This is a genomic window from Williamsia sp. DF01-3 (assembly GCF_023051145.1).
Classification (GTDB): Bacteria; Actinomycetota; Actinomycetes; order Mycobacteriales; family Mycobacteriaceae; genus Williamsia.
On the sequence record NZ_JALKFS010000005.1, the window covers coordinates 2,322,262 to 2,347,999 of the forward strand.

General features: G+C 65.3%; 21 protein-coding genes and 2 pseudogenes. 19 read left to right on the top strand and 4 right to left on the bottom strand.

From position 1 onward, the window contains the following. Window positions 1–19 precede the first annotated feature (19 nt). Window positions 20–1,306 carry an esterase family protein gene (locus tag MVA47_RS13200; RefSeq protein WP_247208272.1) on the bottom strand — a complete coding sequence of 429 codons (1,287 nt, stop codon included), beginning with the start codon at window positions 1,304–1,306 and terminating at the stop codon, window positions 20–22. Window positions 1,307–1,685: 379 nt separating this feature from the next. Between MVA47_RS13200 and glmS the strand changes: the two genes are divergently transcribed. From glmS to tsaD, 8 genes and pseudogenes are all read left to right on the top strand, one after another. Beyond that, the gene (gene glmS, locus MVA47_RS13205) at window positions 1,686–3,548 is read left to right on the top strand and encodes a glutamine--fructose-6-phosphate transaminase (isomerizing) (RefSeq protein ID WP_023962003.1); all 1,863 of its coding nucleotides are present in this window, start codon (window positions 1,686–1,688) and stop codon (window positions 3,546–3,548) included. Between the two features lie 13 nt (window positions 3,549–3,561). Further along, entirely contained in the window at window positions 3,562–5,022 is a 1,461-nt protein-coding gene (locus MVA47_RS13210; RefSeq protein WP_247208273.1) for an NAD(P)H-hydrate dehydratase, read from the top strand. Continuing rightward, complete coding sequence (alr, locus tag MVA47_RS13215) at window positions 5,019–6,194, top strand: alanine racemase (RefSeq protein ID WP_247208274.1); 1,176 nt, start codon at window positions 5,019–5,021, stop codon at window positions 6,192–6,194. The genes MVA47_RS13210 and alr overlap by 4 nt, the downstream gene beginning before the upstream one ends. Further along, a complete protein-coding gene (locus MVA47_RS13220; protein WP_247208275.1) occupies window positions 6,194–7,240 on the top strand; it encodes an alpha/beta fold hydrolase in 1,047 nt (348 codons plus the stop codon). The genes alr and MVA47_RS13220 overlap by 1 nt, the downstream gene beginning before the upstream one ends. Then, window positions 7,237–7,697 (top strand): annotated as a pseudogene (tsaE, locus tag MVA47_RS13225) (tRNA (adenosine(37)-N6)-threonylcarbamoyltransferase complex ATPase subunit type 1 TsaE). Before MVA47_RS13220 ends, tsaE begins: the two are co-directional and overlap by 4 nt. 60 nt (window positions 7,698–7,757) lie before the next feature. Next, window positions 7,758–8,459 carry a tRNA (adenosine(37)-N6)-threonylcarbamoyltransferase complex dimerization subunit type 1 TsaB gene (tsaB, locus tag MVA47_RS13230; RefSeq protein WP_247208276.1) on the top strand — a complete coding sequence of 234 codons (702 nt, stop codon included), beginning with the start codon at window positions 7,758–7,760 and terminating at the stop codon, window positions 8,457–8,459. Then, window positions 8,456–8,950 (top strand): ribosomal protein S18-alanine N-acetyltransferase, encoded by a 495-nt coding sequence (gene rimI, locus MVA47_RS13235; protein ID WP_247208277.1) that lies wholly within the window; start codon window positions 8,456–8,458, stop codon window positions 8,948–8,950. The genes tsaB and rimI overlap by 4 nt, the downstream gene beginning before the upstream one ends. After that, window positions 8,947–9,978: a tRNA (adenosine(37)-N6)-threonylcarbamoyltransferase complex transferase subunit TsaD gene (gene tsaD, locus MVA47_RS13240; protein ID WP_247208278.1), complete on the top strand. Its 1,032-nt coding sequence runs from the start codon at window positions 8,947–8,949 to the stop codon at window positions 9,976–9,978. The genes rimI and tsaD overlap by 4 nt, the downstream gene beginning before the upstream one ends. Window positions 9,979–9,985: 7 nt before the next feature. Here the strand turns inward: tsaD and MVA47_RS13245 are convergent, their stop codons facing one another. Beyond that, window positions 9,986–10,426, bottom strand: a complete 441-nt coding sequence (locus MVA47_RS13245) for a MarR family winged helix-turn-helix transcriptional regulator (protein WP_247208279.1) — start codon at window positions 10,424–10,426, stop codon at window positions 9,986–9,988. 155 nt (window positions 10,427–10,581) lie between these two features. Between MVA47_RS13245 and MVA47_RS13250 the strand changes: the two genes are divergently transcribed. The 3 genes from MVA47_RS13250 to groL all read left to right on the top strand — a co-directional run bounded on the left by MVA47_RS13250 (window position 10,582) and on the right by groL (window position 14,238). After that, on the top strand, window positions 10,582–12,039 hold the full coding sequence (locus MVA47_RS13250; RefSeq protein ID WP_247210754.1) for an MFS transporter: 1,458 nt from the start codon (window positions 10,582–10,584) through the stop codon (window positions 12,037–12,039). A gap of 179 nt (window positions 12,040–12,218) precedes the next feature. Further along, window positions 12,219–12,518 carry a co-chaperone GroES gene (gene groES / locus MVA47_RS13255; protein WP_030171070.1) on the top strand — a complete coding sequence of 100 codons (300 nt, stop codon included), beginning with the start codon at window positions 12,219–12,221 and terminating at the stop codon, window positions 12,516–12,518. A gap of 91 nt (window positions 12,519–12,609) precedes the next feature. Beyond that, window positions 12,610–14,238 carry a chaperonin GroEL gene (gene groL, locus MVA47_RS13260; protein WP_247208280.1) on the top strand — a complete coding sequence of 543 codons (1,629 nt, stop codon included), beginning with the start codon at window positions 12,610–12,612 and terminating at the stop codon, window positions 14,236–14,238. Window positions 14,239–14,446: 208 nt separating this feature from the next. Here the strand turns inward: groL and MVA47_RS13265 are convergent, their stop codons facing one another. Continuing rightward, the gene (locus MVA47_RS13265) at window positions 14,447–14,743 is read right to left on the bottom strand and encodes a WhiB family transcriptional regulator (RefSeq protein WP_031333284.1); all 297 of its coding nucleotides are present in this window, start codon (window positions 14,741–14,743) and stop codon (window positions 14,447–14,449) included. A gap of 439 nt (window positions 14,744–15,182) precedes the next feature. Here MVA47_RS13265 and MVA47_RS13270 point away from each other — a divergent pair, with 439 nt between their 5' ends. From MVA47_RS13270 to MVA47_RS13280, 3 genes are all read left to right on the top strand, one after another. Beyond that, window positions 15,183–16,013, top strand: a complete 831-nt coding sequence (locus MVA47_RS13270; RefSeq protein WP_247208281.1) for a hypothetical protein — start codon at window positions 15,183–15,185, stop codon at window positions 16,011–16,013. 115 nt (window positions 16,014–16,128) lie between these two features. Continuing rightward, complete coding sequence (locus MVA47_RS13275; protein ID WP_099381869.1) at window positions 16,129–16,695, top strand: sigma-70 family RNA polymerase sigma factor; 567 nt, start codon at window positions 16,129–16,131, stop codon at window positions 16,693–16,695. A gap of 5 nt (window positions 16,696–16,700) precedes the next feature. Then, window positions 16,701–17,609, top strand: a complete 909-nt coding sequence (locus tag MVA47_RS13280) for an anti-sigma-D factor RsdA (protein WP_247208282.1) — start codon at window positions 16,701–16,703, stop codon at window positions 17,607–17,609. A 30-nt stretch (window positions 17,610–17,639) separates the two neighbouring features. Here the strand turns inward: MVA47_RS13280 and MVA47_RS13285 are convergent, their stop codons facing one another. Beyond that, on the bottom strand, window positions 17,640–18,032 hold the full coding sequence (locus MVA47_RS13285; protein ID WP_023962030.1) for a DUF5319 domain-containing protein: 393 nt from the start codon (window positions 18,030–18,032) through the stop codon (window positions 17,640–17,642). Window positions 18,033–18,311: 279 nt separating this feature from the next. Between MVA47_RS13285 and guaB the strand changes: the two genes are divergently transcribed. The 5 genes and pseudogenes from guaB (at window position 18,312) to MVA47_RS13310 (ending at window position 25,714) form a co-directional block, all read left to right on the top strand. Continuing rightward, entirely contained in the window at window positions 18,312–19,856 is a 1,545-nt protein-coding gene (gene guaB, locus MVA47_RS13290) for an IMP dehydrogenase (RefSeq protein ID WP_281504727.1), read from the top strand. 114 nt (window positions 19,857–19,970) lie between these two features. Then, complete coding sequence (locus MVA47_RS13295; RefSeq protein ID WP_247208283.1) at window positions 19,971–21,113, top strand: GuaB3 family IMP dehydrogenase-related protein; 1,143 nt, start codon at window positions 19,971–19,973, stop codon at window positions 21,111–21,113. Window positions 21,114–21,176: 63 nt separating this feature from the next. Next, window positions 21,177–22,990, top strand: a pseudogene (locus tag MVA47_RS13300) (GMC family oxidoreductase N-terminal domain-containing protein). 64 nt (window positions 22,991–23,054) lie between these two features. Then, window positions 23,055–24,647 carry a glutamine-hydrolyzing GMP synthase gene (gene guaA, locus MVA47_RS13305; RefSeq protein ID WP_247208284.1) on the top strand — a complete coding sequence of 531 codons (1,593 nt, stop codon included), beginning with the start codon at window positions 23,055–23,057 and terminating at the stop codon, window positions 24,645–24,647. Between the two features lie 401 nt (window positions 24,648–25,048). Beyond that, window positions 25,049–25,714, top strand: a complete 666-nt coding sequence (locus MVA47_RS13310) for a bifunctional 2-polyprenyl-6-hydroxyphenol methylase/3-demethylubiquinol 3-O-methyltransferase UbiG (RefSeq protein ID WP_247208285.1) — start codon at window positions 25,049–25,051, stop codon at window positions 25,712–25,714. Window positions 25,715–25,738: the final 24 nt, after the last annotated feature.

Below are 25,738 nucleotides of genomic sequence, written 5' to 3' on the forward strand. Positions count from 1 at the left end.
GAGGGGATTATTCCCTAGATCACGGCAATCCCAGGCGCTTACCGAGCCATGGCATCTCCAATTTCAAGCCTGCCGACCACACGGCGAACGAATGTCCGCCCGGGACGATGTCGAAGTGGACGTCCATGCCGGCAGCCTGTGTGGCTTGGTAGACCTGCTGCAGACCGGGCCGGTATTCCGCATCGTCCTTGCCCACGACAAAGGCGCCGGCCACCTGGGGGTACTTCTTCGACTTCATCAGGTCCATCGGATTGACCGCGGTGAACTTGGCCGCGTCGCCGCCGAATGCCTGGTCGATGGTTCGTTTGCGGTCACCGAGGCTGGGCTCGAGTTGACCCGACATGTCGAGGAACGTCGGATACACCTCTGGGTGATTGGTGGTCATCTGCAATGAGCAGGTACCGCCGTACGACAACCCGCCGATAGCCCATCCGGACGGGTCGGTCTCGACCTGCAAGGTGTTCTTCACCCAGGTGGGCACATCAACCGACAGGTAGGTCGAGACGTTGCCGAGGTTGGAATCCATGCACAGTGGGTTGGCGAGTTCGTCGCCGGTGGCATCGGCGACCACCACAACGGGGGACAGTCCTTCGTTGGCGGCAGCGTATTGATCCATCGTCTGCGTCAACCGGCCGCCGACGAGCCAGTCTTCCGGTGACCCCGGTTGGCCGGCCATCAGCACCAGTACCGGTAGCAACGGACGGGGTTCGGCGAAGTAGGCGGGCGGTAGATAGACCTTGGCCGGCCGTGCGTTGAACTTCGAGACCTCACCCGGGATGGACGAGGTGATCACGCCGCCCTGCGACGGCAGGCCCGCGGGCTTGCGCCACTTGTCCACCTCCACGGTCTTGATGTCGGTGCTGCGGGCCTCATCGATGGACACCGTCCTGACGTTGTTGATCCCGAAGACGGAGCCAACGGTCGGGTATTCGTCGAAGTGGTCATTGATCTGTGCGAGAGCCATCACCACCGCGAACACCGTCGCCAGAACCGTGATGATCCGGCCGGCCACACCACGGCCACGGATCAGCCTCGGAATGAACAGCACAAGTGCGAACACCGCTGCGCCACCCCAGATGTAGTTGGACGCCGGGATGGGGTCCGAGAACAGTTTCCAGACGTCTTCGATGAGCCACTTCGTGACGAACACCAGTAGGAAGCTGACAACCGCGGCAATCGGTACGACAACAAGAAGGTAGGTCTTCTGGGGCAGCAGGATCAGCCACAACAGCCCTAGGGCGCCGAGGAGGAGGATGGCCCACGGCAGTGGTCCGTCGAGCACCGATATGTCCCACAGCCAGTCCATGTACGTCCTTCAGGAGGATGGACCCGAAAGTGGAGCCCGCATCGAAACCTACAGCGAAATGCGAGGTGTCACGTGTGTACGAGCCAAAAAAGCGTGTTTGCAGATCGAACCGTGACCAGACGGATTCGCTACAGGATTTTCACGTGGATCGCGGTAGAGAAGTGGGGCTTGACCCCGGTGGTGGAGGACATACGGATCGAACGTATCAAAGGCGTCCCAACCGACGCATCCCCCTCGACTCCTTGAGCTTGACGCTCGAGAACTGCAAGAGTTCGCACAGCGTAACCCATAACTTCACCTGTTGTCAGTGCGAACGCAAGAATCGGCACTTCACCAGCGACTTCTGTGTAACCGCGCCCGGCAAGTACCCTGTAGCACTATGTGTGGAATCGTCGGATACGTGGGCAGACGCGACGCCCTCGAGGTTGTCGTGGAAGCCCTGCGCCGGATGGAATACCGCGGGTACGACTCCGCGGGTGTGGCAATCCTCGACGGCGCCGGACATGCCGCAGTCGAGAAGAAGGCCGGGCGGCTGGAGAACCTCGACAAGGAGCTGGCCACCATCGGCCGCGAAGCATTCGCGGGCTCGACCGGTATGGGCCATACGCGCTGGGCCACCCACGGGCGGCCGACCGACCGAAATGCGCACCCGCACACCAGCCTCGACGGCAAGATCGCCGTCGTCCACAACGGCATCATCGAGAACTTCGCGGTCCTGCGGGAAGAGGTGGAAAAGGCCGGCATCGAGTTCTCGTCCGACACGGACACCGAGACCGCCGTCCACCTGATGGCTCTGCAGTACGCCAGTGGTTCGACAGCGGGGAACTTCGTCGACAGCGCATATGCGGTGCTGGGCCGGCTCGAGGGTGCGTTCACGCTCGTGTTCACACACGCGGACCACCCCGACACCATCGTGGCCGCGCGCCGGTCCACTCCACTGGTGGTGGGTGTGGGCGAAGGCGAGATGTTCGTCGGCTCCGATGTCGCGGCATTCATCGAACACACCCGTGAGGCTGTCGAACTCGGTCAGGACCAGGTGGTCGTGATCACCGCCGACGACTACACGATCACCGATTTCGAAGGCAACGAAGAATCCGGCAAGCCCTTCCACATCGACTGGGATCTGGCGGCGGCGGAAAAGGGCGGGCACGACTTCTTCATGCTCAAGGAGATCGCCGAGCAGCCACAGGCTCTCGCCGACACCCTGCTCGGGCACTTCGAGAACGGCCGGATCATCCTCGACGAGCAGCGACTCACCGACGACGACCTGCGCGACATCGACAAGGTGTTCGTGGTCGCCTGCGGTACCGCTTACCATGCGGGGTTGCTCGCGAAGTACGCGATCGAACACTGGACGCGTCTGCCGGTCGAGGTCGAGTTGGCCAGCGAATTCCGCTACCGCGACCCGGTTCTCGATCGTTCCACCCTTGTGGTTGCCATCTCGCAGTCGGGCGAGACCGCCGACACGTTGGAGGCGGTCCGGCACGCCAAGGAACAGAAGGCCCGGGTCTTGGCCATCTGCAACACCAATGGCGCGCAGATCCCCCGAGAATCCGACGCCGTGCTCTACACCCACGCCGGGCCGGAGATCGGGGTGGCGTCCACCAAGTGTTTCCTCGCCCAGATCGCAGCAACATACTTGGTGGGTCTGGCGCTCGCACAGGCCAGGGGTACGAAGTATCCCGATGAGGTGGCACGCGAATACGCTGCGCTCGAAGCGATGCCGGCCGCGGTCGCCACAGTGCTCGAGACGGTCGAGCCGGTGCGTGCGCTGGCCCGCGACCTGGCCGACCGGGGGACCGTCCTGTTCCTCGGGCGCCACGTCGGATACCCCGTCGCGCTCGAGGGCGCACTCAAACTCAAAGAACTCGCGTACATGCACGCCGAGGGTTTTGCTGCCGGTGAACTCAAGCACGGGCCGATCGCACTGATCGAAGACGGCGTTCCGGTCATCATCGTGATGCCCTCACCGACGGGGCGGGCATTGCTGCACTCGAAGATGGTCAGCAACATCCGGGAAATCCAGGCGCGTGGCGCCACCACCATCGTCATCGCGGAGGAAGGTGACGAGTCGGCACGGGGCGTCGCCGACCATCTGATCGTGATCCCGCAGACGCCCACGTTGCTACAGCCACTGGTTTCGACTGTGCCCCTACAGGTCTTCGCTGCGGCTGTCGCTCAGGCGCGCGGGTACGACGTGGACAAGCCGCGCAACCTGGCCAAGTCCGTCACCGTCGAATAGGCCGCGCGGGGCGATGATCGACTACTTCACCGCCGACTCGATCCGGGCCGCCGAGGTGGCGACCGGAGATCTGTTGGTGCGCGGGGTGTTGATGGGTCGTGCGGCTCGCGCTGTCGCGGATGTGGTTGCGGCGGAACTGGTGTCACGATCGGGTGGTTGTTACGGACGCAAGGTCGGTGTGCTTGCGGGAGCCGGCGACAATGGGGCGGACGCTCTGTTCGCGGGCGCGCTACTACGCCGGCGGGGCGTCGACGTACGGACTGTCCTGCTGGCCGGCGACCGCACTCACGCAAGCGGTCTCGCCGCTTTCCGCGGCGCCGGCGGGCGTATCACCGACAGCTTCTCGCGCGACGTCGATGTGGTGATCGACGGCATCGTGGGGCTGAGCGGTTCGGGACCGCTGCGCCCGGAAGCGGCTCGGATCGTCGGTGAGCTCACCGCGCCCATCGTGGCGGTGGACATCCCGTCAGGGGTCGATGCGGACACCGGGCAGGTCAATGACCCGGCCGTGCGGGCCGCGGTGACAGTGACATTCGGTGAGTACCGGGTGGCTCACGTGCTCGCCGCACCCCAGTGTGGCCGGATCGTGTTGGCCGACATCGGCATCGAGGCTCACCGCCCGGCCTTGCGGCAGTTGAGCAACGCCGAGGTGGCCGCGATGTGGCCGGTGCCCGGACCGTCGGACGACAAATACAGCCAGGGAGTGGTCGGTGTCGTCGCGGGCTCGGCGCGCTATCCAGGAGCTGGCGTGTTGTGCAGCGGGGCAGCCGTGGCGGCCACCTCAGGAATGGTCCGGTACGTCGGAACGGCAGCGCCGCAGGTGCTTTCGCATTTCCCCGAGGTTGTCGCCAGTGATGAGCCGGAGAAGACGGGCAAGGTGCAGGCGTGGGTGATCGGGCCAGGCGCAGGAACCGATGACACCGGGATCAGGCGACTGCGACACGTGTTGGACACCGACCTGCCCGTGCTTGTCGACGCCGATGGACTCACACTGTTGGCCACCCACCGTGAGCTGCTGACCACCCGCACCGCACCCACCTTGATCACCCCGCACGCCGGCGAGTTCGCCCGGATCACCGGACAGCCCCCCGGCGTCGACCGGATCGCGGCCGTGAAGGATCTCGCGGCAGAACTGGGTGCGACGGTGCTCCTCAAGGGGCGGGCGACACTGATCGCGGATCCCTCCGGGCAGGTACTGGTGAACGACGCAGGATCGTCGTGGGCTGCCACGGCCGGCGCCGGCGACGTGTTGTCGGGCATCGCAGGCAGTCTGTTGGCCGCAGGTCTGGAACCGTCCTTTGCCGCGGCTGCGGCAGCGCGAGTACACGCGCTGGCGGCGACCGCAGCGTCTGCGGGAGGGCCGAACCACGGTGGCGGGAACGCCCCGATCGGTGCGTCGGCATTGCTGGCGGCGGTGTCGCCCACCTTGCGTGCCCTCCTCGGTGGTCTCGAGTGCGACAATGGTGGGCGATGAATTCTCCGGCGCTCGAGGCCCGCATCGACTTGTCGGCGGTTGCCCACAACATCGAGGTCCTACAGGCACACACCACCGCTGCGCTGATGCCCGTCCTCAAAGCGGACGCGTACGGTCACGGCGCCGTGCAGGTCGCTGCGGCGGTGATGAGCGCTGGGGCGGCCGAGATCGGGGTCGCGACCATCGACGAAGCGCTGGCGTTGCGCCGGGGCGGGATCGACGCGCCTCTGCTGGCCTGGCTGCACGGCAGTTCGACGGACTTCGGTGCTGCCATCGAGGCCGATGTGCAGATCGGTGTCTCCTCGCCCCGCGAGCTGACCGCGGTCGTCGAGGCGGCTCGCACGGCGGGTCGTACCGCGTCGGTCACCGTGAAGGTCGACACCGGCCTGGCCCGTAACGGGGTGGCGGCAGATGAGTGGGACGAGCTGCGGGACGCCGTCGCAACTGCCTCGGCGGAGCAATCGGTCGTGCTACGCGGAGTGATGTCCCACCTCGTGCGCGGGGACGAACCCGGCCATCCACTCAACAGCCTGCAAGGTGAACGCCTCGATGAGGCCGTGGCCGACCTGCGCCGCATCGGCGTGGATCCGGAGGTTGTGCACATCGCCAATTCGGCGGCCACGCTCACCAGGCCCGACCTGAGCCGAGATCTCGCCAGGCCCGGCATCGCCGTGTACGGCCGATCGCCTGCCCCCGACCTGGGCGACTTCGGGTTGATCCCGGTGATGACTCTTTCGGCCGAGGTCTTGTCGGTCAAGAAGATCCCGGCAGGTCAAGGTGTTTCGTACAGTCACACGTGGACTGCGCCGAGCGACACCACCGTTGCGTTGCTGCCGGCAGGCTACGCGGACGGGGTTCCGCGACTGCTGTCGAACACCCTGCGGGTGCACATCAATGGCCGGAGCTTTCCGAATGTCGGACGTGTCTGTATGGACCAGATGGTCGTCGACCTCGGCGCGGACGGCGGTGGTGTCGACGTGGGCGATCGCGCGGTGCTGTTCGGGACGGGGGAGCATGGTGGACCCACCGCTCTCGAGTGGGCCGAGGCCATCGGCACCATCGACTACGAGATCGTCTCCGGAATCCGTGGGCGGGTGGTGCGGACGTATGTCGGTGCGCCAGCGCCGATTCCGAACGACCGCCACACACCCGTCGCGACGGGGCCCGGCTGATGGAGCGCACCGGACGCTGGGAGATCTTGGCCGGTACCGCCGGCATCGCGACTCTGGGCGCTCTCGCTGTGGGGGCGGCAGCGCGTTCGCTGACGCGGCGGCACCCCACCAGCGACCCCAACTCCATTGAGGACTTCGGGTCGATCTACAACGATCGCCCGAGCATCGTGGTCGCCGATGATGGTGTGCCGCTGGCTGTTCGGGAAGTCGGTCCGGGAGACGCGCCGCTCACCGTCGTTTTTGTCCACGGCTTCTGCCTGCGCATGTCCACGTGGCACTTCCAGCGCCGGGATCTCGCGCAGACGTGGGGTGACGACGTCCGCATGGTCTTCTTCGATCACCGGGGGCACGGTGAGTCTGCGCAGGCGGCCGCGGGCTCGTGCACCATCACTCAGATGGCCGCGGACCTCGAAACCGTTCTGCGCGTAGTTGTTCCGAATGGGCCCGTGGTGCTGGTGGGGCACTCGATGGGTGGCATGGCGATCATGGCGTTGGCCAGCAGACGGCCGGAACTGTTCGGGTCGAAAGTGGTCGGTGTCGGGTTCGTGGCGAGCGCAGCCCACGGGATCACGCAGGCCGGGTTGGGACGTGGACTGCAGAATCCACTGGTCGACGCCTTCAGGCTGTCCGTCCGGCAGGCCCCGCGAGCGGTGGAGGCAGGCCGGGGCGTGACGAGGATGCTGATGGCCCCGGTGCTGACCGCGGGCAGTTTTGGCTCTGCATACCATTCACCCGCCGTGATCGAGTTCACCGAATCGGTCATCCAGAACACCAGGATCGACACGGTCGTCAACTTTCTGCGTGCTCTCGAGGAGCACGACGAGACCTCCGGGCTCCCGGTGCTCTCCGCGATCCCGACGGCCGTCGTGTGCGGGTACGAAGACAAGGTCACGCCGGTGGCGAACTCGGTGGAACTGCACAACCGTCTGGGCAAGAACTGCGAACTGCTCGGCGTTGCCGAGTGCGGCCACATGGTGATGATGGAGAACCCGCAGGCAGTCAACGACGCGATCAGCGGGCTCGTCGGGCGGGTACAGCGACCGTGACATCTGACGACCAGGCAGACTTCGAGCAGGAGATCCTGCCGACGGTGCAGGACACCGAGGCGTTCGGACGTACCCTGGCCGCCGGCCTGGGCGCGGGAGATCTGGTGATCCTCGACGGGCCACTCGGAGCGGGCAAGACCGCTCTGGCACGGGGGATCGGGGCAGGTCTCGGCGTGCAGGGTCGCGTCACCTCACCGACGTTCATCATCGCGCGGGAACACCGGCCGGGGCCAGGAGGTGGACCGGCGATGGTTCACGTCGACGCCTATCGGCTGGGTGGTCTGGAGGAACTCGACGCCCTCGACCTCGACACCGACCTCACCGACTCCGTGGTCGTCGTCGAATGGGGGAGGGGGTGGCGGAACGGCTGAGTGGACGTCATCTGCTCGTTCGCCTGCGCCGTGACCTCGACACCGACGAGCGCACCGTCGACTACGGCTGGGTGACCCGCGGCTGACGCAGTCGGCGACGTCCGCTCGCCACGGCGCGTCGGCCGTCACGGGTAGGCTGGCTGATCGTGCTTGTCCTCGCAGTCGATACCGCAACGCCCGAGGTCGTGACCGGGATCGTGGAACTCGATACCGGCACGGCCGGATCACCGCCCGGCCGGCTCGCCGTGCGGTCCGAACGTGTGGAGACCACCACGCGGGGCCACGCGGAGATCCTCACCACCCGCATCCTGGAATGCCTCGAAGAGGCGGGCGTCGCGAGGGCTGACCTGGACGCAGTTGTGGTGGGGCAAGGTCCCGGACCGTTCACCGGATTGCGTGTCGGGCTCGCCACCGGCGCTGCCTTCGCCGATGCGCTGGGTGTCGATGTCCACGGCGTGTGCTCGCTGGACGCGATCGCGGTCGCGGCGAGCGACGTCGACTCCCTTCTTGTTGTCACCGACGCCCGCCGTCGGGAGGTCTACTGGGCGCGGTACACCCGTGGCGCCCGTACCGACGGTCCCGACGTCAAGGCTCCCGCCGATCTCGCTGCCGCGCTCGAGCGCGCAGAGGCGACCTCGCCGGGCTCGGCGGCCATCGACGCGATTGCCGGGTCTCCCGCTCATACCGCGCTTTTCGACTACCCGGTGCTCGCCACTACGGCTCCCACGGCGATCGGACTGGTTCAGGCGGCGTTGCCAGGACTCCTGTCGAGGACACCACCCGCGCCGTTGACGCCGCTGTACCTTCGTCGACCGGATGCCGTGGAACTCAAGGACCGCAAGAAATGACCTCGTCGAAAGTGGAGATCGGACCACTACTCCCTCGCGACGCGGCCCGTTGCGCGGCCATCGAGAGCCTGCTGTTCGCGGGGGACTCGCCGTGGCCCGCGCAAGCATTTCGTGCCGAGATCTCGACGCCACACAACCACTACTTCGCGGCCCGTGACGGCGACGACCTGGTCGGCTATGCGGGTATTTCCGTGCTCGGACCGGAGGGCGGCCACGAGTGTGAGATCCACACGATCGCGGTCGCCCCGGAGCATCAGGGACACGGTCACGGACGGGGGCTTCTCGCCGCACTGCTCGAGATCGCGGACACGCGTCGGGCGCCGGTGTTCCTCGAGGTGCGTACCGACAACGAGGCGGCCATCGACTTGTACCGTCGCAACGGTTTTGAGATCGTGGGAACCCGGAAGGGCTACTACCAGCCCAGCGGGGCAGACGCGTACACGATGCGGCGTGAGCATAGATCAGCCCCGCCCGAGGGAGGCCGACCATGATCGTCCTGGGTATCGAGAGTTCCTGTGACGAAACAGGTGTGGGAATCGTCCGGTGGAATGCCGACCGTACGACCACACTGCTGGCCGATGAGGTGGCCTCCAGTGTCGATGAGCATGCCCGATATGGGGGAGTGGTCCCCGAAGTCGCCTCCCGCGCACATCTGGAAGCCATCGTCCCGACCCTGCGGCGTGCGCTCGCGACGGCAGACATCCGAGTGCCCGATGCCGTGGCGGTGACCATCGGCCCGGGACTTGCCGGTGCGTTGCTCGTCGGGGTTGCGGCAGCGAAAGCCTATGCGGCTGCGTGGGATGTACCGCTGTACGCGGTGAACCACCTCGGCGGTCACGTTGCGGTCGACACCCTCGAACACGGCCCGATGCCGCCCTGTGTGGCGCTGTTGGTGTCGGGCGGGCACACACACCTGTTGCACGTCGACGACCTCGGTGCGCCCATCGTGGAGTTGGGTACGACGGTCGACGACGCCGCCGGTGAAGCGTTCGACAAGGTCGCCCGCTTGCTGGGCCTCGGTTTCCCCGGCGGCCCGGCACTCGATGCGGCTGCAGCACAGGGCGATCCGAACGCCATCCGGTTTCCCAGGGGCATGACCGGTCCACGAGATGCGCGGCACGACTTCTCGTTCAGCGGTCTCAAGACTGCGGTTGCCCGATACGTGGAGCAATGCCGCCGTGATGGTGTCGAGCCACCCGTCGCGGATATTGCGGCGTCTTTCCAGGAAGCGGTGGCCGACGTACTGACCATGAAGGCCGTGCGGGCATGCAGAGACGTCGGTGTGGACACCTTGGTGCTCGGCGGCGGCGCGACCGCGAACTCGAGAATCCGGTCGCTCGCGCGAGAACGCTGTGAGAACGCCGGGATCACGCTGAGGGTTCCGAAGCCGCGGTTGTGCACCGACAACGGCGTGATGATCGCGACCCTGGGTGCCCACGTGATCGCCGGTGGGGCAGCCCCGTCAGATCTGACGGTGGCCACCGACCCGGGTCTGTCGGTGCAGGTCAGCAACTACTGATCTGCGTTCAGCTATGTGGGCCTTGGTTCACTTCGATCGCGCCGCAGATCGAACCGGATGAATGGCATTCGGCTTCGGCACGGAGGATGGCGCGCTGAACGGGCTTGGCCGCCTCGTACCTGGCTCGCCCCTCGTCGGTGAGCTGCGTGAAGACGGAACGGCGGTCTTGCGGACACATGGATCGGCATGCCAATCCGTCTTTCTCGAGCCCGGCCACGAGACGGGACAGGGCGCTCTGACTCAGGTGGACTGATCCGGCGAGCTCGCTCATCCGGAGTTTGCAGTCGTCCGCGGCCGAGAGGAGCTCGAGAACCTCGAACTCGCTGTTCGAGATCTGTTGTGCCGCTTGCAATTCCCGGTCCAGGTCGCACTGGAGGCGGTGGTATCGCACCGACAGCGAATGCCAGGCCTGGGCCAGGTCATCGTCGCTTCGGCGCGGGGTGGACATGAGGGCATCGTATCAGATGCAACCACATTATGTTCGACTGCATTTTATGTAGACACATTAGATGCAAATGCATATAGTTTTGGACCATGACGGTTGAAACCACACCCGAAGATCCGAAGATCCGAGAACCCAGAACGAAAGACGAGAAGGAGTTGATGGCCGGCGACGCGCCGGCCACCGAGCACGTCACGTCTGCCGGCGGATGGACCGGCAAGACCTGGTTGTTGCTGGTGGTTCTTGCCGGCGCGCTGTTCCTCGACGGGCTGGACGTCTCGATGGTGGGGGTCGCGCTCCCTTCGATGGGCTCCGAACTCGCCATGGACCAGGCGCAGCTGCAGTGGATCGTCAGCGGATACGTCCTCGGCTACGGCGGCCTGCTGCTACTGGGAGGTAGAGCCAGCGATCTACTCGGTCGTCGCAGGGTGTTCCTCACGGCACTGGCAGTGTTCGGCGTCGCCTCCGTCGTCAGCGCGGCGACCGAGATCGACACCCTGATCATCGCGCTGCGCTTCGTCAAAGGCGTGGCCGCGGCCTTCACGGTGCCCGCAGGCCTGTCGATCATCACCACGACCTTCGCCGAGGGGCCGGCCCGCAACAAAGCACTGTCGATCTACACCGTGTGCGGCGCCAGCGGGTTCTCCCTGGGCCTCGTCTTCGGTGGGCTGCTCACCGAACTGTCATGGCGCGCAACACTGATCTTCCCCGGCCCCGTTGCGCTGCTGCTACTCGTGGTGGGTGCCCGGGTGATCGTGAAGTCGCCACGCGCGGCGTTCAACTGGTCGCACTTCGACGTCATCGGCGCGGTCACGAGTACATCTGCGCTGTTGATCCTCGTGTTCGCCGTGGTGCAGGCGCCTGAGGTCGGCTGGGCAGCGACGTCGACCATCGTCCTGTTTGTGATCGCAGGTCTACTCGCTGCAGCCTTCATCGCGGTGGAGGTGCGGCACAAACACCCCCTGCTCCGACTGGGGATCCTGAGGTCGATCACGCTCGTGCACGCCAACCTGTCGGCCGCGGCGATGTTCGGTGGCTATGTGGCCTTCCAGTTCGTCGTCACGCTGTACCTGCAGAACTCCCTGGGATGGTCGCCGATCGAGATGGCACTCGGGTTCCTGCCCGCCGGTGTGCTCGTGGTGGCCAGTGCGTTCTTCATGGACCGGGTGCTCGACCGCGTGAGCACCAAGCTGCTCATCGCGGGCGGTTTCGTGGCGTTCCTCATCGGATACCTGTGGTTCCTCCGCGTGGAACCGGGTATGAACTACTTCGTCTTCCTGCTACCGACCATCCTGTTCCTCGGCATCGGGTTCGCGGCTACGTTCCCCTCGGTCAACTCCCAGGCCACCGCCGGTGTGTCGGACGACGAGCAGGGGCTGGCCTCAGGGCTCGTCAACACCAGCATCCAGATCGGCGGCGCGCTGATGATGGCGGTGATCACCGCCATCCTCGGCAGCGCCGAACCCGGGCGTCCCGGGGAGTTGATCGGCGGCATGGTCCCGGCCATCACGGTGATCGCAGTGCTGACCGTGGTCGCCCTCGTGTCGACGCTTGGCCTGATCGGATGGGAACGTCGTCGCGACCGCGCCGTCGCGACGACGGTATCGCTCCCGGAATGAGAACTTCGCACACTCTCACCTTGAGTGCTGGCACTCGCATGTATAGAGTGCTAGTCGGCACCCAGTGAGGTTCCGGCACCCGCGACGACGGGACCGATCCAGGCGCCGTATACGTTCCGAACAGCTAACAGGGCCCGGTCTTCGGGCCCGAACTACCCCGAAAGTGGAGGGCTCACATCGTGGCGAGCGTGAACATCAAGCCGCTCGAGGACAAGATCCTCGTTCAGGCCAATGAGGCCGAGACGACGACCGCGTCCGGCCTGGTCATCCCCGACACGGCCAAGGAAAAGCCGCAAGAGGGCACCGTCGTCGCCGTTGGCGAAGGACGCGTGAACGAGCAGGGCAACCGGATCCCGGTCGACGTCAAAGAAGGCGACACCGTCATCTACAGCAAGTACGGCGGCACCGAGATCAAGTACTCCGGCGAGGAGTACCTGATCCTGTCGGCGCGTGACGTGCTGGCAGTCATCTCCAAGTAACTCTGGTTCGACACCGCCCCGGCGTCCCCATGCGGGGTAGCCGGGGCGGCTGTCGTTTCATCACCCGACCAAAATCTTAGGAGCCACACACATGGCCAAGCAGATCGAATTCAATGAGCAGGCCCGGCGCTCGCTGGAGCGAGGGGTCAACCACCTCGCCGACGCGGTGAAGGTGACTCTTGGACCCCGCGGCCGCCACGTGGTGCTGGCCAAGGCGTTCGGCGGTCCGACCGTGACCAACGACGGCGTCACCATCGCGCGAGAGATCGACCTGGAAGACCCGTTCGAGAACCTCGGCGCCCAGCTCGTCAAATCTGTTGCCACCAAGACGAACGACGTGGCCGGCGACGGTACGACCACCGCCACCGTTCTGGCGCAGGCAATCGTCAAGGCCGGACTGCGCAACGTCGCAGCAGGGGCCAACCCGATCGCGCTGGGCCTGGGGATCTCCAAGGCCGCCGACGCGCTCTCCGAGTCGCTGCTCGCCGCTGCCACCCCGGTGGAAGGTGCTGAAGCCATCGCGCAGGTCGCCACCGTGTCGTCCCGTGACGCAGAGGTCGGCGAGATGGTCGGCAAGGCAATGGCCCGGGTCGGCGCCGATGGTGTCGTCACCGTGGAGGAAGGCTCGGGACTTGTCACCGACCTCGAGATCACCGAGGGTGTGCAGTTCGACAAGGGATACCTGTCGCCGTACTTCGTCACGGACATCGACAGCCAGGAGGCCGTCCTCGAAGACGCGCTGGTGCTCATCTACCGGGACAAGATCAGCTCGCTCCCCGACTTCCTGCCGCTTCTGGAGAAGATCGCCGAATCCGGCAAGCCTGTTTTGATCATCGCCGAAGATGTTGAAGGCGAAGCGCTTTCAACTCTGGTGGTCAACTCGATCCGTAAGACGATCCGCGCTGTCGCGGTCAAGGCACCGTTCTTCGGCGACCGTCGCAAGGCGTTCCTGGAGGACTTGGCGATCGTCACCGACGGCACCGTCATCACCGCCGACATCGGGATCACCCTGGCCGACGCCGGGCTCGAACTGCTCGGCGGCGCACGCCGGATCGTCGTCACCAAGGACGCTACGACGATCGTCGACGGTTCGGGAACCTCCGACGCCATCGCGAACCGCGCCGAGCAGCTCCGTCGTGAGATCGAGGCCAGCGATTCCGACTGGGATCGGGAAAAGCTCGCCGAGCGCCTGGCCAAGCTGGCCGGCGGGGTGGCAGTGATCCGGGTCGGCGCAGCCACCGAGACCGCACTCAAGGAGCGCAAACACCGTGTGGAAGACGCCGTCGCGGCAGCGAAGGCAGCTGTGGAAGAAGGCATCGTCCCCGGTGGTGGTTCGGCGATCGTGCAGGCTGCCGCTGCGGTCCTCGACGATCTCGCCGACAGCCTCGACGGTGATGAGGCGCTCGGTGTGCGGGTGGTCAAGCAGGCCGCCCAGGCGCCACTGTTCTGGATCGCGGCCAACGCCGGAACCGACGGGGCCGTGGTGGTCTCCAAGGTTGCCGAGCTACCTCGCGGCCACGGTTTCAACGCCGGCACCCTGACCTACGGCGACCTGCTCGCCGACGGCGTGGTCGACCCGGTGAAGGTGACCCGCTCGGCCGTCGTCAACGCCGCTTCGGTGGCGCGGATGATCCTGACCACCGAGAGCACCATCACCGACAAGCCGGCCGAGTCCGAGGCCGACCACGGTCATGGTCACGGTCACGGGCACGCGCACTAGTTGTTGCCCGACCTCGAACGCCCCGGCCCCACGGCCGGGGCGTTTGTCGTTCACCGGTTGTTCGGGTGTTGTTTCTCGTATTTGTCTTGACAACAAAAGCGAGGAGCCGATATCAGGCGTCCTCGCTTTTGTGAAGATTCAATTTGTTGAGATTGAAATCCAATTCTGTTTTGTTTCTTTGCGTTGGATTTCGTGGAGTTGCAAAGGGTCAGCTCGCGATGCGGCGCCCGACCCCGCGCTTCATGAGCATTCCACGCTCGGACTCGGACAGGCCGCCCCAAATGCCGTATGGCTCAGCGACCGCCAGTGCGTGTTCGCGGCATTGAGCTACCACGGGGCACTGGTGGCACAGTTCTTTCGCGCGACGTTCCCGCTGGGCCCGGGCACGGCCACGCTCGCCGTCCGGATGGAAGAACATTGATGAGTCGACACCGCGGCACAAGCCTTTCATCTGCCAATCCCAGATGTCGGCATTCGGTCCGGGAAGGTGGTTCGGCTGAGGCATCTGCGTGCTCCTCTGTGACGTGCCGGTGAGGCGTAATTGTGACTGACTGGTCGAGACCGCGTTGTTTTCGACGTCCAGCACACCGTATGCAAAGCGAGGAAATGGAGTCAACAGGCCCCGATTCCGCCAATTGAAGACGCGAACTTCGGGCGATGTTAACCATTTGTTTATCGACGCCCTGTTGTTTTGTGATGACGACTGGCGTCGGGGCATGGCGAAGGCAGGCGGCGTATGCGCATGTCAGGGGCCATTCGAGTGCTGTCGCCCGAGGTCGCGATGGTTTGAGAACCGCGTATGGAGGGAAAACGCAGAAGAGCTGCAATTTACCCGCAGGAAATGTTCCGGTGACCTCAGATTGACGTCGAGGCGACTTTTGAGCCGGTTTCAGTAAGTTAAATTCACGCTAACTTGGTTACCGTGCCGTGATGTGAGGAGGGCGATGCAGGTCACACTACCCGCGATCGCCTTCGGCGGCAGTGCGGGCGAGTACCCACTTCCCGTGGCTGTTGACGGCTGGGACAGGTGGTTTCGCGCCGTCGCGTTGGGAGGTAGCGGCCACTACGCCGCGGCGGCCACGGAGTTGCACCGGATCGCCATCACCAGCACCGACGTCGTTCTCCGATCCCTCGCCGCGAGTACGCGCGCCGCGCATCTGCGCCAGGGTGGAGAGCACTTTCGCGCGGTTTACCATGACGCACACGCACTGGCCCTGCTCGCCACCCCGGTGGCAGGGTCCGATTCGGCCACGATCGCCGGACCCCGGGTGTCTGCTTGGTGCGACGCGCTCACCGGTCTGGCCGCCGATGATCTCGGGCGCGGGATGTTCGGCGCCGCCGCGCGACTGCTGGACCGGGTCGACGCCCTGCTGATCGACTCGCATGAACGCATCGAGGGCAGCAGCGAATGGGTGTGGCATGGCCGACCGGCCCTGCGCTCACTGTGGGTCCGGGCCGAACTCGCGATGTACAGCGGTGACCCCGAGACCGCAGAAGAACGCGCGGCGGCAGCCCTTGTAGTGGCCCGAAGGTGTCCTTCGCAGCGCCATCTCATCAAGACCGAACTGATCGCTGCTGCGGCCGCGGCGAGCGCGGGGGAGACGACGCGCGCCATCGAAGGAGCCCAGCGAGTTGGTGATGCGGCAGCATTCGCTGGTCAACTGCCGCTGTGGTGGGCATCGGCCATGTTGCTCGAAGCGCTCGGCGCCGGCGGATCGCCGAGTGCGGCCGATCTGAGGCACGAACTGGCAGCTCGCGGCGGTGCGATGCGCTAGCGGCGAGAACGCGAGGCCGTTCGCTGGCTAAGCTACTAGCGACTTACCGCCGGGGGTATGGCCTCCGCGCGGCCGGCACCAATCGGCGAAGGTAACGCGGAGACGTCTACGAGCGATGATTTTTACAGGTGAAGAGTTGGACCGGGTTGTCTCTGCCGCAGCGCAGGGCGACCGATCGGCTCTCTCCGACGTACTCGAAAGTGTCCGCCCCCTGGTTGTGCGCTATTGCAGGGCCAGGGTCGGAGGTGGTGAGCGGCATTCGCTCTCCGCCGACGACGTAGCGCAGGAGGTCTGCATGGCCGTCATGACAGCTCTGCCCCGGTATCAAGACCAGGGCAGACCGTTCATGGCGTTCGTCTACGGCATCGCCGCCCACAAGGTTGCCGATGCTCATCGAGCGGCCGGTCGTAACAAGGCCGAGCCGGTGGATGAGATGCCCGAGCGGATGGCCGTCGACGACGGACCCGAACAGAGGGCGCTGGACTCCGACGCGGGCCGTCGGATGAACGAACTGTTGTCGACGCTCCCGGACAAGCAGCGTGAGGTGCTGGTGCTCCGACTCGTTGTCGGGCTGTCGGCCGAAGAGACCGCGTCCGCTGTGGGTAGTACGGCGGGAGCGGTGCGGGTGGCTCAACACAGGGCACTCGCGAAATTGAAGACCGAGATCGAGAAGGGTAGGTGAGGGCGATGGGTGACAGGCGCGATCGACGTGGTGGCAAGGGGTTCGGTGATGAATCCGACGAGCGTTTCCAGAGCGTGCCCTCATCGGCATCCGAGGCGATCGATGAAGACTCCATCCCGGTGAACCTGGGCGCGGTTCGTGCCGACGACGAGTTCATCGACGCTCTGGTGTCCCAGCGTGGCGTGCCTGCGCAATCGCCCGTAGATCACGAACTGGCGGCGCTGCTGTCCAACTGGCGTGCCGAGGTGACGGCCGCTCCGATGCCTGCAAACCCGACCCTCGAAGAGGTCGAGGCGGGCATCGCCACACAGCGAAGAACCGCGACCCGTCGCCGGTCCCTGACCGTGGCCCGCTACACGGCCGGCGCCGCGGCAGCATGTGCGATCGTGTTCGGCGGTTTGTCCGTGGTGGCTCATGACGCCTCGCCCGGTGACCCGCTCTGGGGTGTCAAAGAAGTGATGTTCGGAGCGGACGCTTCGGCAACGCTCGCAGTCGGCGACGTCGAGAACGATCTCGATCAGGCCGTCGACCTGTTGTCGACAGGTGACAGGTCTGCGGCCCAGACCTTGCTGAACCGGGCCGAGTCACAACTGGCCGATGTGACCGATACCGACAGGCGGGCCGAGCTCCAGGCAAAGATCGACCAGCTGCGTGGCCTGCTCACGTCGATCCTGCCGACCATCACCCTCCCGACGACCGTCACCCTCCCGCCGGTGGAGACGACGTTGCCGCAGCTGCAGTTGCCGGCGGTGACGATCACCGAAACTCAGCAGACGGTGACGGTGATCCCGTCCGAGACGACCTCGGTGTCCACACCACCGCCGACCACCGACGAGACCGTGGTCAGTGAGTCGCCGGTGACCCCGACGACCACCTCGACGACCAGCAGCGTCCCGCTACCGCCGCCGGGCTGATCAGCCCGACGCCCGCGGTGGGGAAGAAAGTCAGTCCTCGTCTTTGGCGTGCATCGTCGCGTCGGCGTAGCCGCGGCAGTAATCCCAGGTGACGTACGCCTCGGGACTGGGGTCAACGGCCGGCTCATGCGGTCGTACCGTGCCCTCGACCAGGAGCTGCAGCAGGTTTGCGCGCAGCATGTCCCAGTCGTGATAGTGGTCGAGCTGGCAGTCGTCGCACACCACGACGAGACCGCGGATCCCCTGGCGGTGCAGAAGTGCCTCGTAGACAGCGAGATCGGCGAGGTCTTCCTCGATCGCCATGCGTTCGTTCGCGTCCAGTGGCTCACCGGGTGGGGCGGCGTCCAACGCCGCCGACGGGTCCCCTCGGGGATCGTCGGCGAACGGGTCCGGTGGCAGCCCCGGCGGCAGATGATCTCGCACGCTGACCACGGTAGTCAGCCTCACCCCACCGGCGCCAGTCTGTGCACCGCATGAATGAAAGATCGACGCCGGTTGGATGAACGATCCTCCTTCACATAGGTGAACGACCTGTGGGGCGTGCGGGAGGGCCGACCGCCGAATCAACGCTCGAAGAGGGCACCGCCGAGGGCAGGATGCGACGTCCTGAGGAGGTCCGCCGAGCAGATAGGATGGACTCATCGAAATGACAACATGCCGATCCGAAGTGGAACAGGCCTGACCGGAATGAGCGTGCCCGGAATGAACAACCCGACAGCCGGCTCCGCCCAGGCACGAGGCCCGGTGTGGACCGGCGGCGACGACCCGAACAAGGTCGCCATGCTCGGCCTCACCTTTGACGACGTCCTGCTGTTGCCCGCGGCCTCCGACGTGATCCCGAGCGACGTGGACACCTCGTCGCAGCTGACCCGCGACATCACGTTGCGGGTGCCCCTGGTGAGCTCGGCGATGGACACCGTCACCGAATCCCGCATGGCCATCGCGATGGCCCGCGCAGGTGGGATGGGTGTGCTGCACCGCAACCTCTCGATCGAGAACCAGGCGGGGCAGGTGGAAACGGTCAAGCGGTCCGAAGCCGGCATGGTCACCGATCCTGTGACCTGTAGCCCGTCGAACACGCTGGCCGAGGTCGATGCGATGTGTGCCCGCTTCCGTATCTCGGGCCTGCCCGTCACCGACGACGCCGGCGAGCTCGTCGGCATCATCACCAACAGGGACATGCGTTTCGAGGTCGATCAGAACCGGCCGGTCTCCGAGGTGATGACCAAGGCTCCATTGATCACCGCCCAGGAGGGTGTATCCGCCGAAGCCGCGCTCGGCCTGCTGCGACGGCACAAGATCGAGAAGCTCCCGATCGTCGACGGTCACGGTCGCCTGACCGGTTTGATCACGGTGAAGGACTTCGTCAAGACAGAGCAGCACCCCAATGCCACCAAGGACGCCGACGGGCGGCTGCTGGTCGGGGCCGCGGTCGGAACCGGCGGTGACCAGTGGGATCGGGCCATGGCGCTGTCGGACGCCGGGGTGGACGTGATCATCGTCGACACCGCGCACGCGCACAACCGGCTGGTCCTGGAGATGGTCAGCAAACTCAAGGCAGAGATCGGGTCGAAGGTGCAGATCGTCGGCGGGAACGTCGCGACCCGTGCTGCCGCTGCCGCTCTGGTCGAGGCCGGTGCCGATGCGGTCAAGGTCGGGGTCGGACCCGGTTCGATCTGCACCACCCGTGTGGTCGCCGGCGTGGGCGCCCCGCAGATCACTGCGGTCATGGAAGCAGTTGCGGTCTGCAAGCCGGCTGGCGTTCCGGTCATCGCCGACGGCGGGCTGCAGTTCTCCGGCGACATCGCCAAGGCGCTGGCGGCAGGCGCATCGACCGCGATGCTCGGCTCGCTGCTCGCCGGCACCGCAGAAGCCCCGGGCGAGCTGATCCTGGTGGGCGGCAAGCAGTTCAAGAGCTACCGGGGGATGGGCTCCCTCGGCGCGATGCAGGGTCGCGGCCAGGCGAAGTCCTACTCGAAAGACCGCTACTTCCAGGACGATGTGCTCTCCGAAGAAAAACTCGTGCCCGAGGGCATCGAGGGACGAGTGCCGTTCCGTGGACCCCTCACCCAGGTGATCCATCAGCTGGGTGGCGGGTTGCGCGCTGCGATGGGGTACACCGGCTCGAGCTCGATCGCCGAGCTGCAGAACGCCCAGTTCGTCCAGATCACGGCGGCGGGCCTGAAAGAGAGCCATCCGCACGACATCACCATGACCGTCGAGGCGCCCAACTACACTTCCCGCTGAGTTCTCAAGGCGGCCGGCACCGATCCGATTCGGGCAGGTCGAGTCAGTTCGTGAACCGGTCTGTCGGTGCTCACCGATGCGGTTCTGTGTGCAGCAGTGACGAAAGGCACCCTCGTGCGTGATCATGTGGACATCGGGATGGGCCGTACGGCCCGTCGGACGTTCGAACTCAGCGACATCAACATCGTGCCGTCTCGGCGCACCCGCTCGTCGAAAGAGGTGTCGACCGCGTGGCAGCTCGATGCCTACCGGTTCGAGATCCCCATCTTGAGTCACCCCACGGACGCGCTCGTCTCGCCGCAGTCGGCTGTCGAACTGGGTCGGCACGGGGGTCTCGGCGTCCTCAACGGTGAAGGTCTCTGGGCTCGCCACCGCGATGTCGAGGCCAAGATCGCCGAGGTGGTGCGGATCGCCGAGGACGAGATCGATCCGACCGCGGCAGTGCGCAAGCTGCAGGAACTCCATGCGGCGCCGATCGATCCTGACCTGCTCGGTCAGGCTGTCTCGTCGATTCGTGAGTCCGGCGTCACCACCGCGGTGCGGGTCAGCCCACAAAAGGCTGCCGAGCTCACGCCGGTGCTTGTGGCAGCAGGGGTGGAGCTCCTGGTCATCCACGGCACGATCATTTCCGCCGAGCATGTCTCCCAAGGAGATTCCGAACCGCTGAACCTCAAGACGTTCATCGCCGAACTGGACGTACCGGTGATCGCCGGTGGCGTGCACGACCACCGCACCGCCCTGCACCTGATGCGTACCGGTGCTGCTGCGGTGATCGTCGGTTACGGCTCCACCGCCGGGGCCACCACCACCGGGGAAGTCCTCGGGATAGGGGTTCCGATGGCCACGGCCATCGCCGATGCCGCAGCGGCCCGTCGCGACTACCTCGATGAAACCGGCGGTCGCTACGTGCACGTGATCGCCGACGGCGACATCCACAACTCCGGCGAGCTCGCCAAGGCGATTGCCTGCGGCGCCGACGCCGCCGTCCTGGGCACACCTCTGGCTGCGGCAGCCTCGGCGCCCGGCCGCGGTTATTACTGGTCCGCTGCCGCCGCGCATCCGTCGATGCCTCGTGGCGCACTGCTGGCCGTGGCCGAGGACGAAGGCAGGCCGGATCTGCAGACGGTGTTGCACGGGCCCACCGACGACCCGTTCGGACATCTCAACATCGTTGGCGCATTGCGGCGTTCGATGGCCAAGGCCGGCTACTCCGACCTCAAGGAGTTCCAGAAGGTCGGCCTGTCGGCCTGCGATTGACCACTCGCTCCTGGCTCTTCTCACGCGAGAATTCGCCATACATTACCGGCCGGTAACGTACCAATGTACGATGGCGTGGTGTCTGTATCACGCGGTAACAGCTACTCCCAGCCCGAGCAGCCGGCCACTCGCGAGAAGCACGATTACGACGTATTGATCGTCGGATCGGGCTTCGGCGGGAGTGTCAGCGCCTTACGGCTGGTCGAGAAGGGCTACAAGGTCGGTGTCGTCGAAGCGGGCCGGCGGTACGCCGACGACCAGTTCGCCAAAACCAGTTGGCGACTGCACAAGTGGCTGTGGGCTCCCAAGCTCGGGATGTTCGGCATTCAACGCATTCATCTGCTCAAAGACGTGATGGTGATGGCCGGTGCGGGCGTCGGCGGTGGGTCGCTGAACTATGCCAACACACTCTACAAACCGCCGACACCGTTCTTCCGGGATCCACAGTGGGAGCACATCACCGACTGGGAGAGCGAGCTGTCGCCGTACTACGACCAGGCCAGCCGCATGCTGGGTGTGGTCAGCACCCCTATCGTCACCCACGCCGACCGCGTCATGCGGCAGGTGGCCGACGAGATGGGGGTGGGGGACACCTTCGGGCCGACCCCCGTAGGCGTCTTCTTCGGTGAGAAGTCCGGTGGCACAGGAACTCCGGGTGAGCGGGTGGCCGATCCGTACTTCGGTGGCGCAGGCCCTGACCGGACAGTGTGTGTCGAGTGTGGCGCCTGCATGACCGGATGCCGGTACGGCGCGAAGAACACCCTGCTGAAGAACTACCTCGGTCTTGCCGAATCACGCGGGGCGACGATTCTCGACCGCACCACGGTCACCGGGCTGGATCCGCAAGCAGACGGCAGCTGGAAGGTGCACACGGCTCGGTCGGCGGCCTGGGGCCGGATCGGTGCCCGCCGCCGGACCCTGACCGCGGGTCAGGTGATCGTCGCCGCAGGTACGTTCAACACCCAGAAGATCATGCACCTGGCCAAGGACAGGGGTTCGCTGCCGGAACTTTCCGAAACGCTGGGTGTGCTGACCCGCACCAACTCCGAATCGATCTTGGGTGCGATGCGCCGTTCCTACGACCCGGCGCAGGATTTCTCCGAGGGCATCGCGATCACCTCGTCCTTCCACCCGTCGCCCGACACCCACATCGAACCAGTCCGATATGGCAAGGGATCCAACGCCATTGCGGCGCTGCAGACATTCCTCACCGACGACAAGCCGGGTCGGTCGAGGCGGCTCAGCTGCTCGACAAGGCCCGTGAAGAGGGCTGGCGGGGCGTTCTGCAGCTGATCTGGTTGCGGCGTTGGAGTCAGCGCACGGTGATCCTGCTGGTGATGCAGAACCGGAACAATTCGCTCACCACCTTCGTGAAGAAGTTTGGGCCGTGGCGTCTTGTCACCACCAAACAGGGCCATGGGGAGCCCAACCCCACGTGGATCCCGGCGGGTAACGAAGCCACCGAGCGCGCGGCGAAACAGTTCGACGGTCTGCCCGGCGGAACCTGGGGAGATGTGTTCAACATGCCGCTCACCGCTCACTACCTCGGCGGGTGTGTGATCTCTGACAGTCCCGACACCGGTGTGATCGACCCCTACCACCGGGTGTGGAATTACCCGACTTTGCACATCACCGACGGTGCGGCCATCTCGGCGAACCTCGGGGTCAATCCCTCGCTGTCGATCTGTGCCCAGGCCGAGCGCGCAATTGCGTTGTGGCCCAACAAGGGTGAGCGCGACAACCGGCCGCCGCAGGGCGAGCCCTACGAGCGGATCTCGCCGACGCCGCCCAAGTCGCCGGTGGTTCCGGCGGATGCGCCCGGTGCGCTTCGGCTGCCACTGACGGTGATCACCAAGACCGACGGTGTGAGCGCCTGAGTACCGACCTCGTCCGGTTGCCGGTGGGACGGGCCCGACCCCGGCCGGGTTTAGACTGACAGGCGTGGCAGACAGCGAAGATACAGGTGTGGAATCAGCGGCTCCGCGACCGGTTCTGGTGGTCGATTTCGGGGCGCAGTACGCCCAGCTGATCGCGCGTCGCGTGCGTGAGGCCCGGATCTACTCCGAGGTGATCCCCCATACCGCCGACCTGGACGAGATCAAGGCGAAGAATCCGGTCGCGCTGATCCTGTCCGGGGGACCTGCGTCGGTCTATGCGGACGACGCCCCGGGAATCGACGGCGATCTGTTCGACCTCGGCGTTCCGGTGTTCGGGATCTGCTACGGCTACCAGGCCATGGCGAATGCGCTGGGCGGCGTGGTGGCCAACACCGGCGGGCGCGAGTTCGGTCGAACCACGATGACCACTGAGGGCGGCGTGCTGCACTCGGGCACCCCGGCCCAACAGCCGGTGTGGATGAGCCACAACGACGCGGTCCAGGAACCGCCGCCCGGGTTCGAGGTCACCGCGTCGACGGCGGGCGCTCCGGTCGCAGCGTTCGAGAGCATCGAACGTCAGATGGCCGGTGTGCAGTATCACCCTGAGGTGATGCACACACCGCACGGGCAACAGATCCTGACCCGGTTCCTGCATGAGGTCGCGGACCTCAAGCCCACCTGGACCGCGGCGAACATCGCCGATGCGCTTGTGGAGCAGGTCCGACAACAGATCGGTGACGGCACCGCCATCTGCGGGCTGTCCGGCGGTGTCGACTCGGCGGTGGCTGCCGCGCTGGTACAGCGGGCCATCGGAGATCGTCTGACCTGCGTCTTCGTCGACCACGGATTGCTGCGGGCCGGGGAACGCGAGCAGGTTCAGCAGGACTTCGTGGCCGCTACCGGCGCTCGTCTGGTGACGGTTGATGCCGAGGAGACGTTCCTGCGTGAGTTGGCAGGCGTCAGTGATCCGGAGGCCAAACGTAAGATCATCGGCCGCGAATTCATCCGCGCCTTCGAAGGCGCGGTGAGCGATGTGCTCGGCGACCGGGCGGCCGAAGGGGAGAAGGTCGACTTCCTCGTGCAGGGCACCTTGTATCCCGACGTCGTGGAGTCGGGCGGCGGAACCGGTACGGCGAACATCAAGAGTCATCACAACGTCGGTGGCCTGCCAGAGGATCTCGAGTTCAGTTTGGTGGAGCCACTGCGCCTGCTGTTCAAAGACGAGGTCCGGGCTGTCGGGCGTGAGTTGGGTCTGCCGGAGGAGATCGTCGGACGCCAGCCCTTCCCGGGTCCGGGTCTGGCGATCCGAATTGTCGGCGAGGTCACCGCAGACCGTCTCGAACTCCTCAGAAAAGCTGATCTGATCACCCGTGAGGAACTGACGTCCGCCGGTTTGGATCACCAGATCTGGCAGTGTCCGGTGGTTCTGCTCGCCGACGTGCGCAGTGTGGGTGTGCAGGGCGACGGCCGCACGTACGGCCATCCGATCGTGTTGCGTCCGGTGTCGAGTGAAGATGCGATGACGGCCGACTGGACCCGCATCCCTTACGAGGTGCTCGAACAGATCTCGACACGGATCACCAACGAGGTGCCTGAGGTGAATCGGGTGGTACTCGACGTCACCAGCAAGCCCCCGGGCACCATCGAATGGGAATAGGTTCGCTGTCGTGCCTGTGGGCGCGGCGCGTTCCATTCGTCGGCGTGAATGAATAATTTCACTCCCGTATTGGCTTTATCCTTCCATTCGTTCTGAATCGGATGTCCGGCCATTGTTTCAGGCTGCGACCAGCACGCATTTCAATGTTTGATTTGTGTCTGCCTACTGTGAACATGCTGACCAATCATCAGAATGATCGCCGGGGCAAGCCTGAATCGTCTCCGTGCTACGTTGTAAAAGTAATGGTGAGTACGAGCGGGGTCGTATCACCGAATTGTCGAATCGGCCTCGTTCGTGAATTCGCCATTCGGGCAACAAGGTGAAGTACACGGTTCATATGTGGGACACAACACGTTTATGTTGTATCTCCGCGAACAGGTTGGGGGCATCAGGTGGCGATCATGAACGGCAACAATTCGGTCAAAGAACGTTGGTCTCTTCTTCGAATCGAAGACCATGACCACATCGCATCGGATTCGAGACACTGGAATTTCAACACCCATTACTACCCATTCATCGAGCGGTCGCTGCAAGGACGAGCAGAGTCGGTGCTCGACGTCGGATCGGGCGAGGGAATGCTGACCCGACTTCTACGCCGATCCATACCGCACGTGGTCGGGATCGACTGCGATGAGGCGAGCGTCGACATGGCGGCGGCGAAGTCGGACGACATCGACTACATCTGTGGTGACGTCCTCAGCCATCCGTTCGAACCGGAGTCCTTCGATGCGGTCGTCTCGGTTGCGACACTGCATCACATGGATCCCCGTCAGGGCCTGCAGCGCATGGGGGAACTCATCCGTCCTGGCGGAACGCTGGTCGTGGTCGGCTGTGCGGGCAGCGTAGGCCTTCGCGATCGTGCGTTGGACTACGCATCCATCGTGGCCGCGGGCGCCACGGTGGCACGGCGGAACGTGTGGAAACAGCCGTCGCCCATTGTGTGGCCGCCGCCGGTCTCGTATCGGGAAATGCGCACACATGCGTCCGAACTCCTGCCCGGATCACGGTTTCGACGCGAATTGCTCTTTCGCTACTCGATTACGTGGACAAAGCCGCTTTCGCGGTGAATCAACGCATCGATCCGGCCGCTG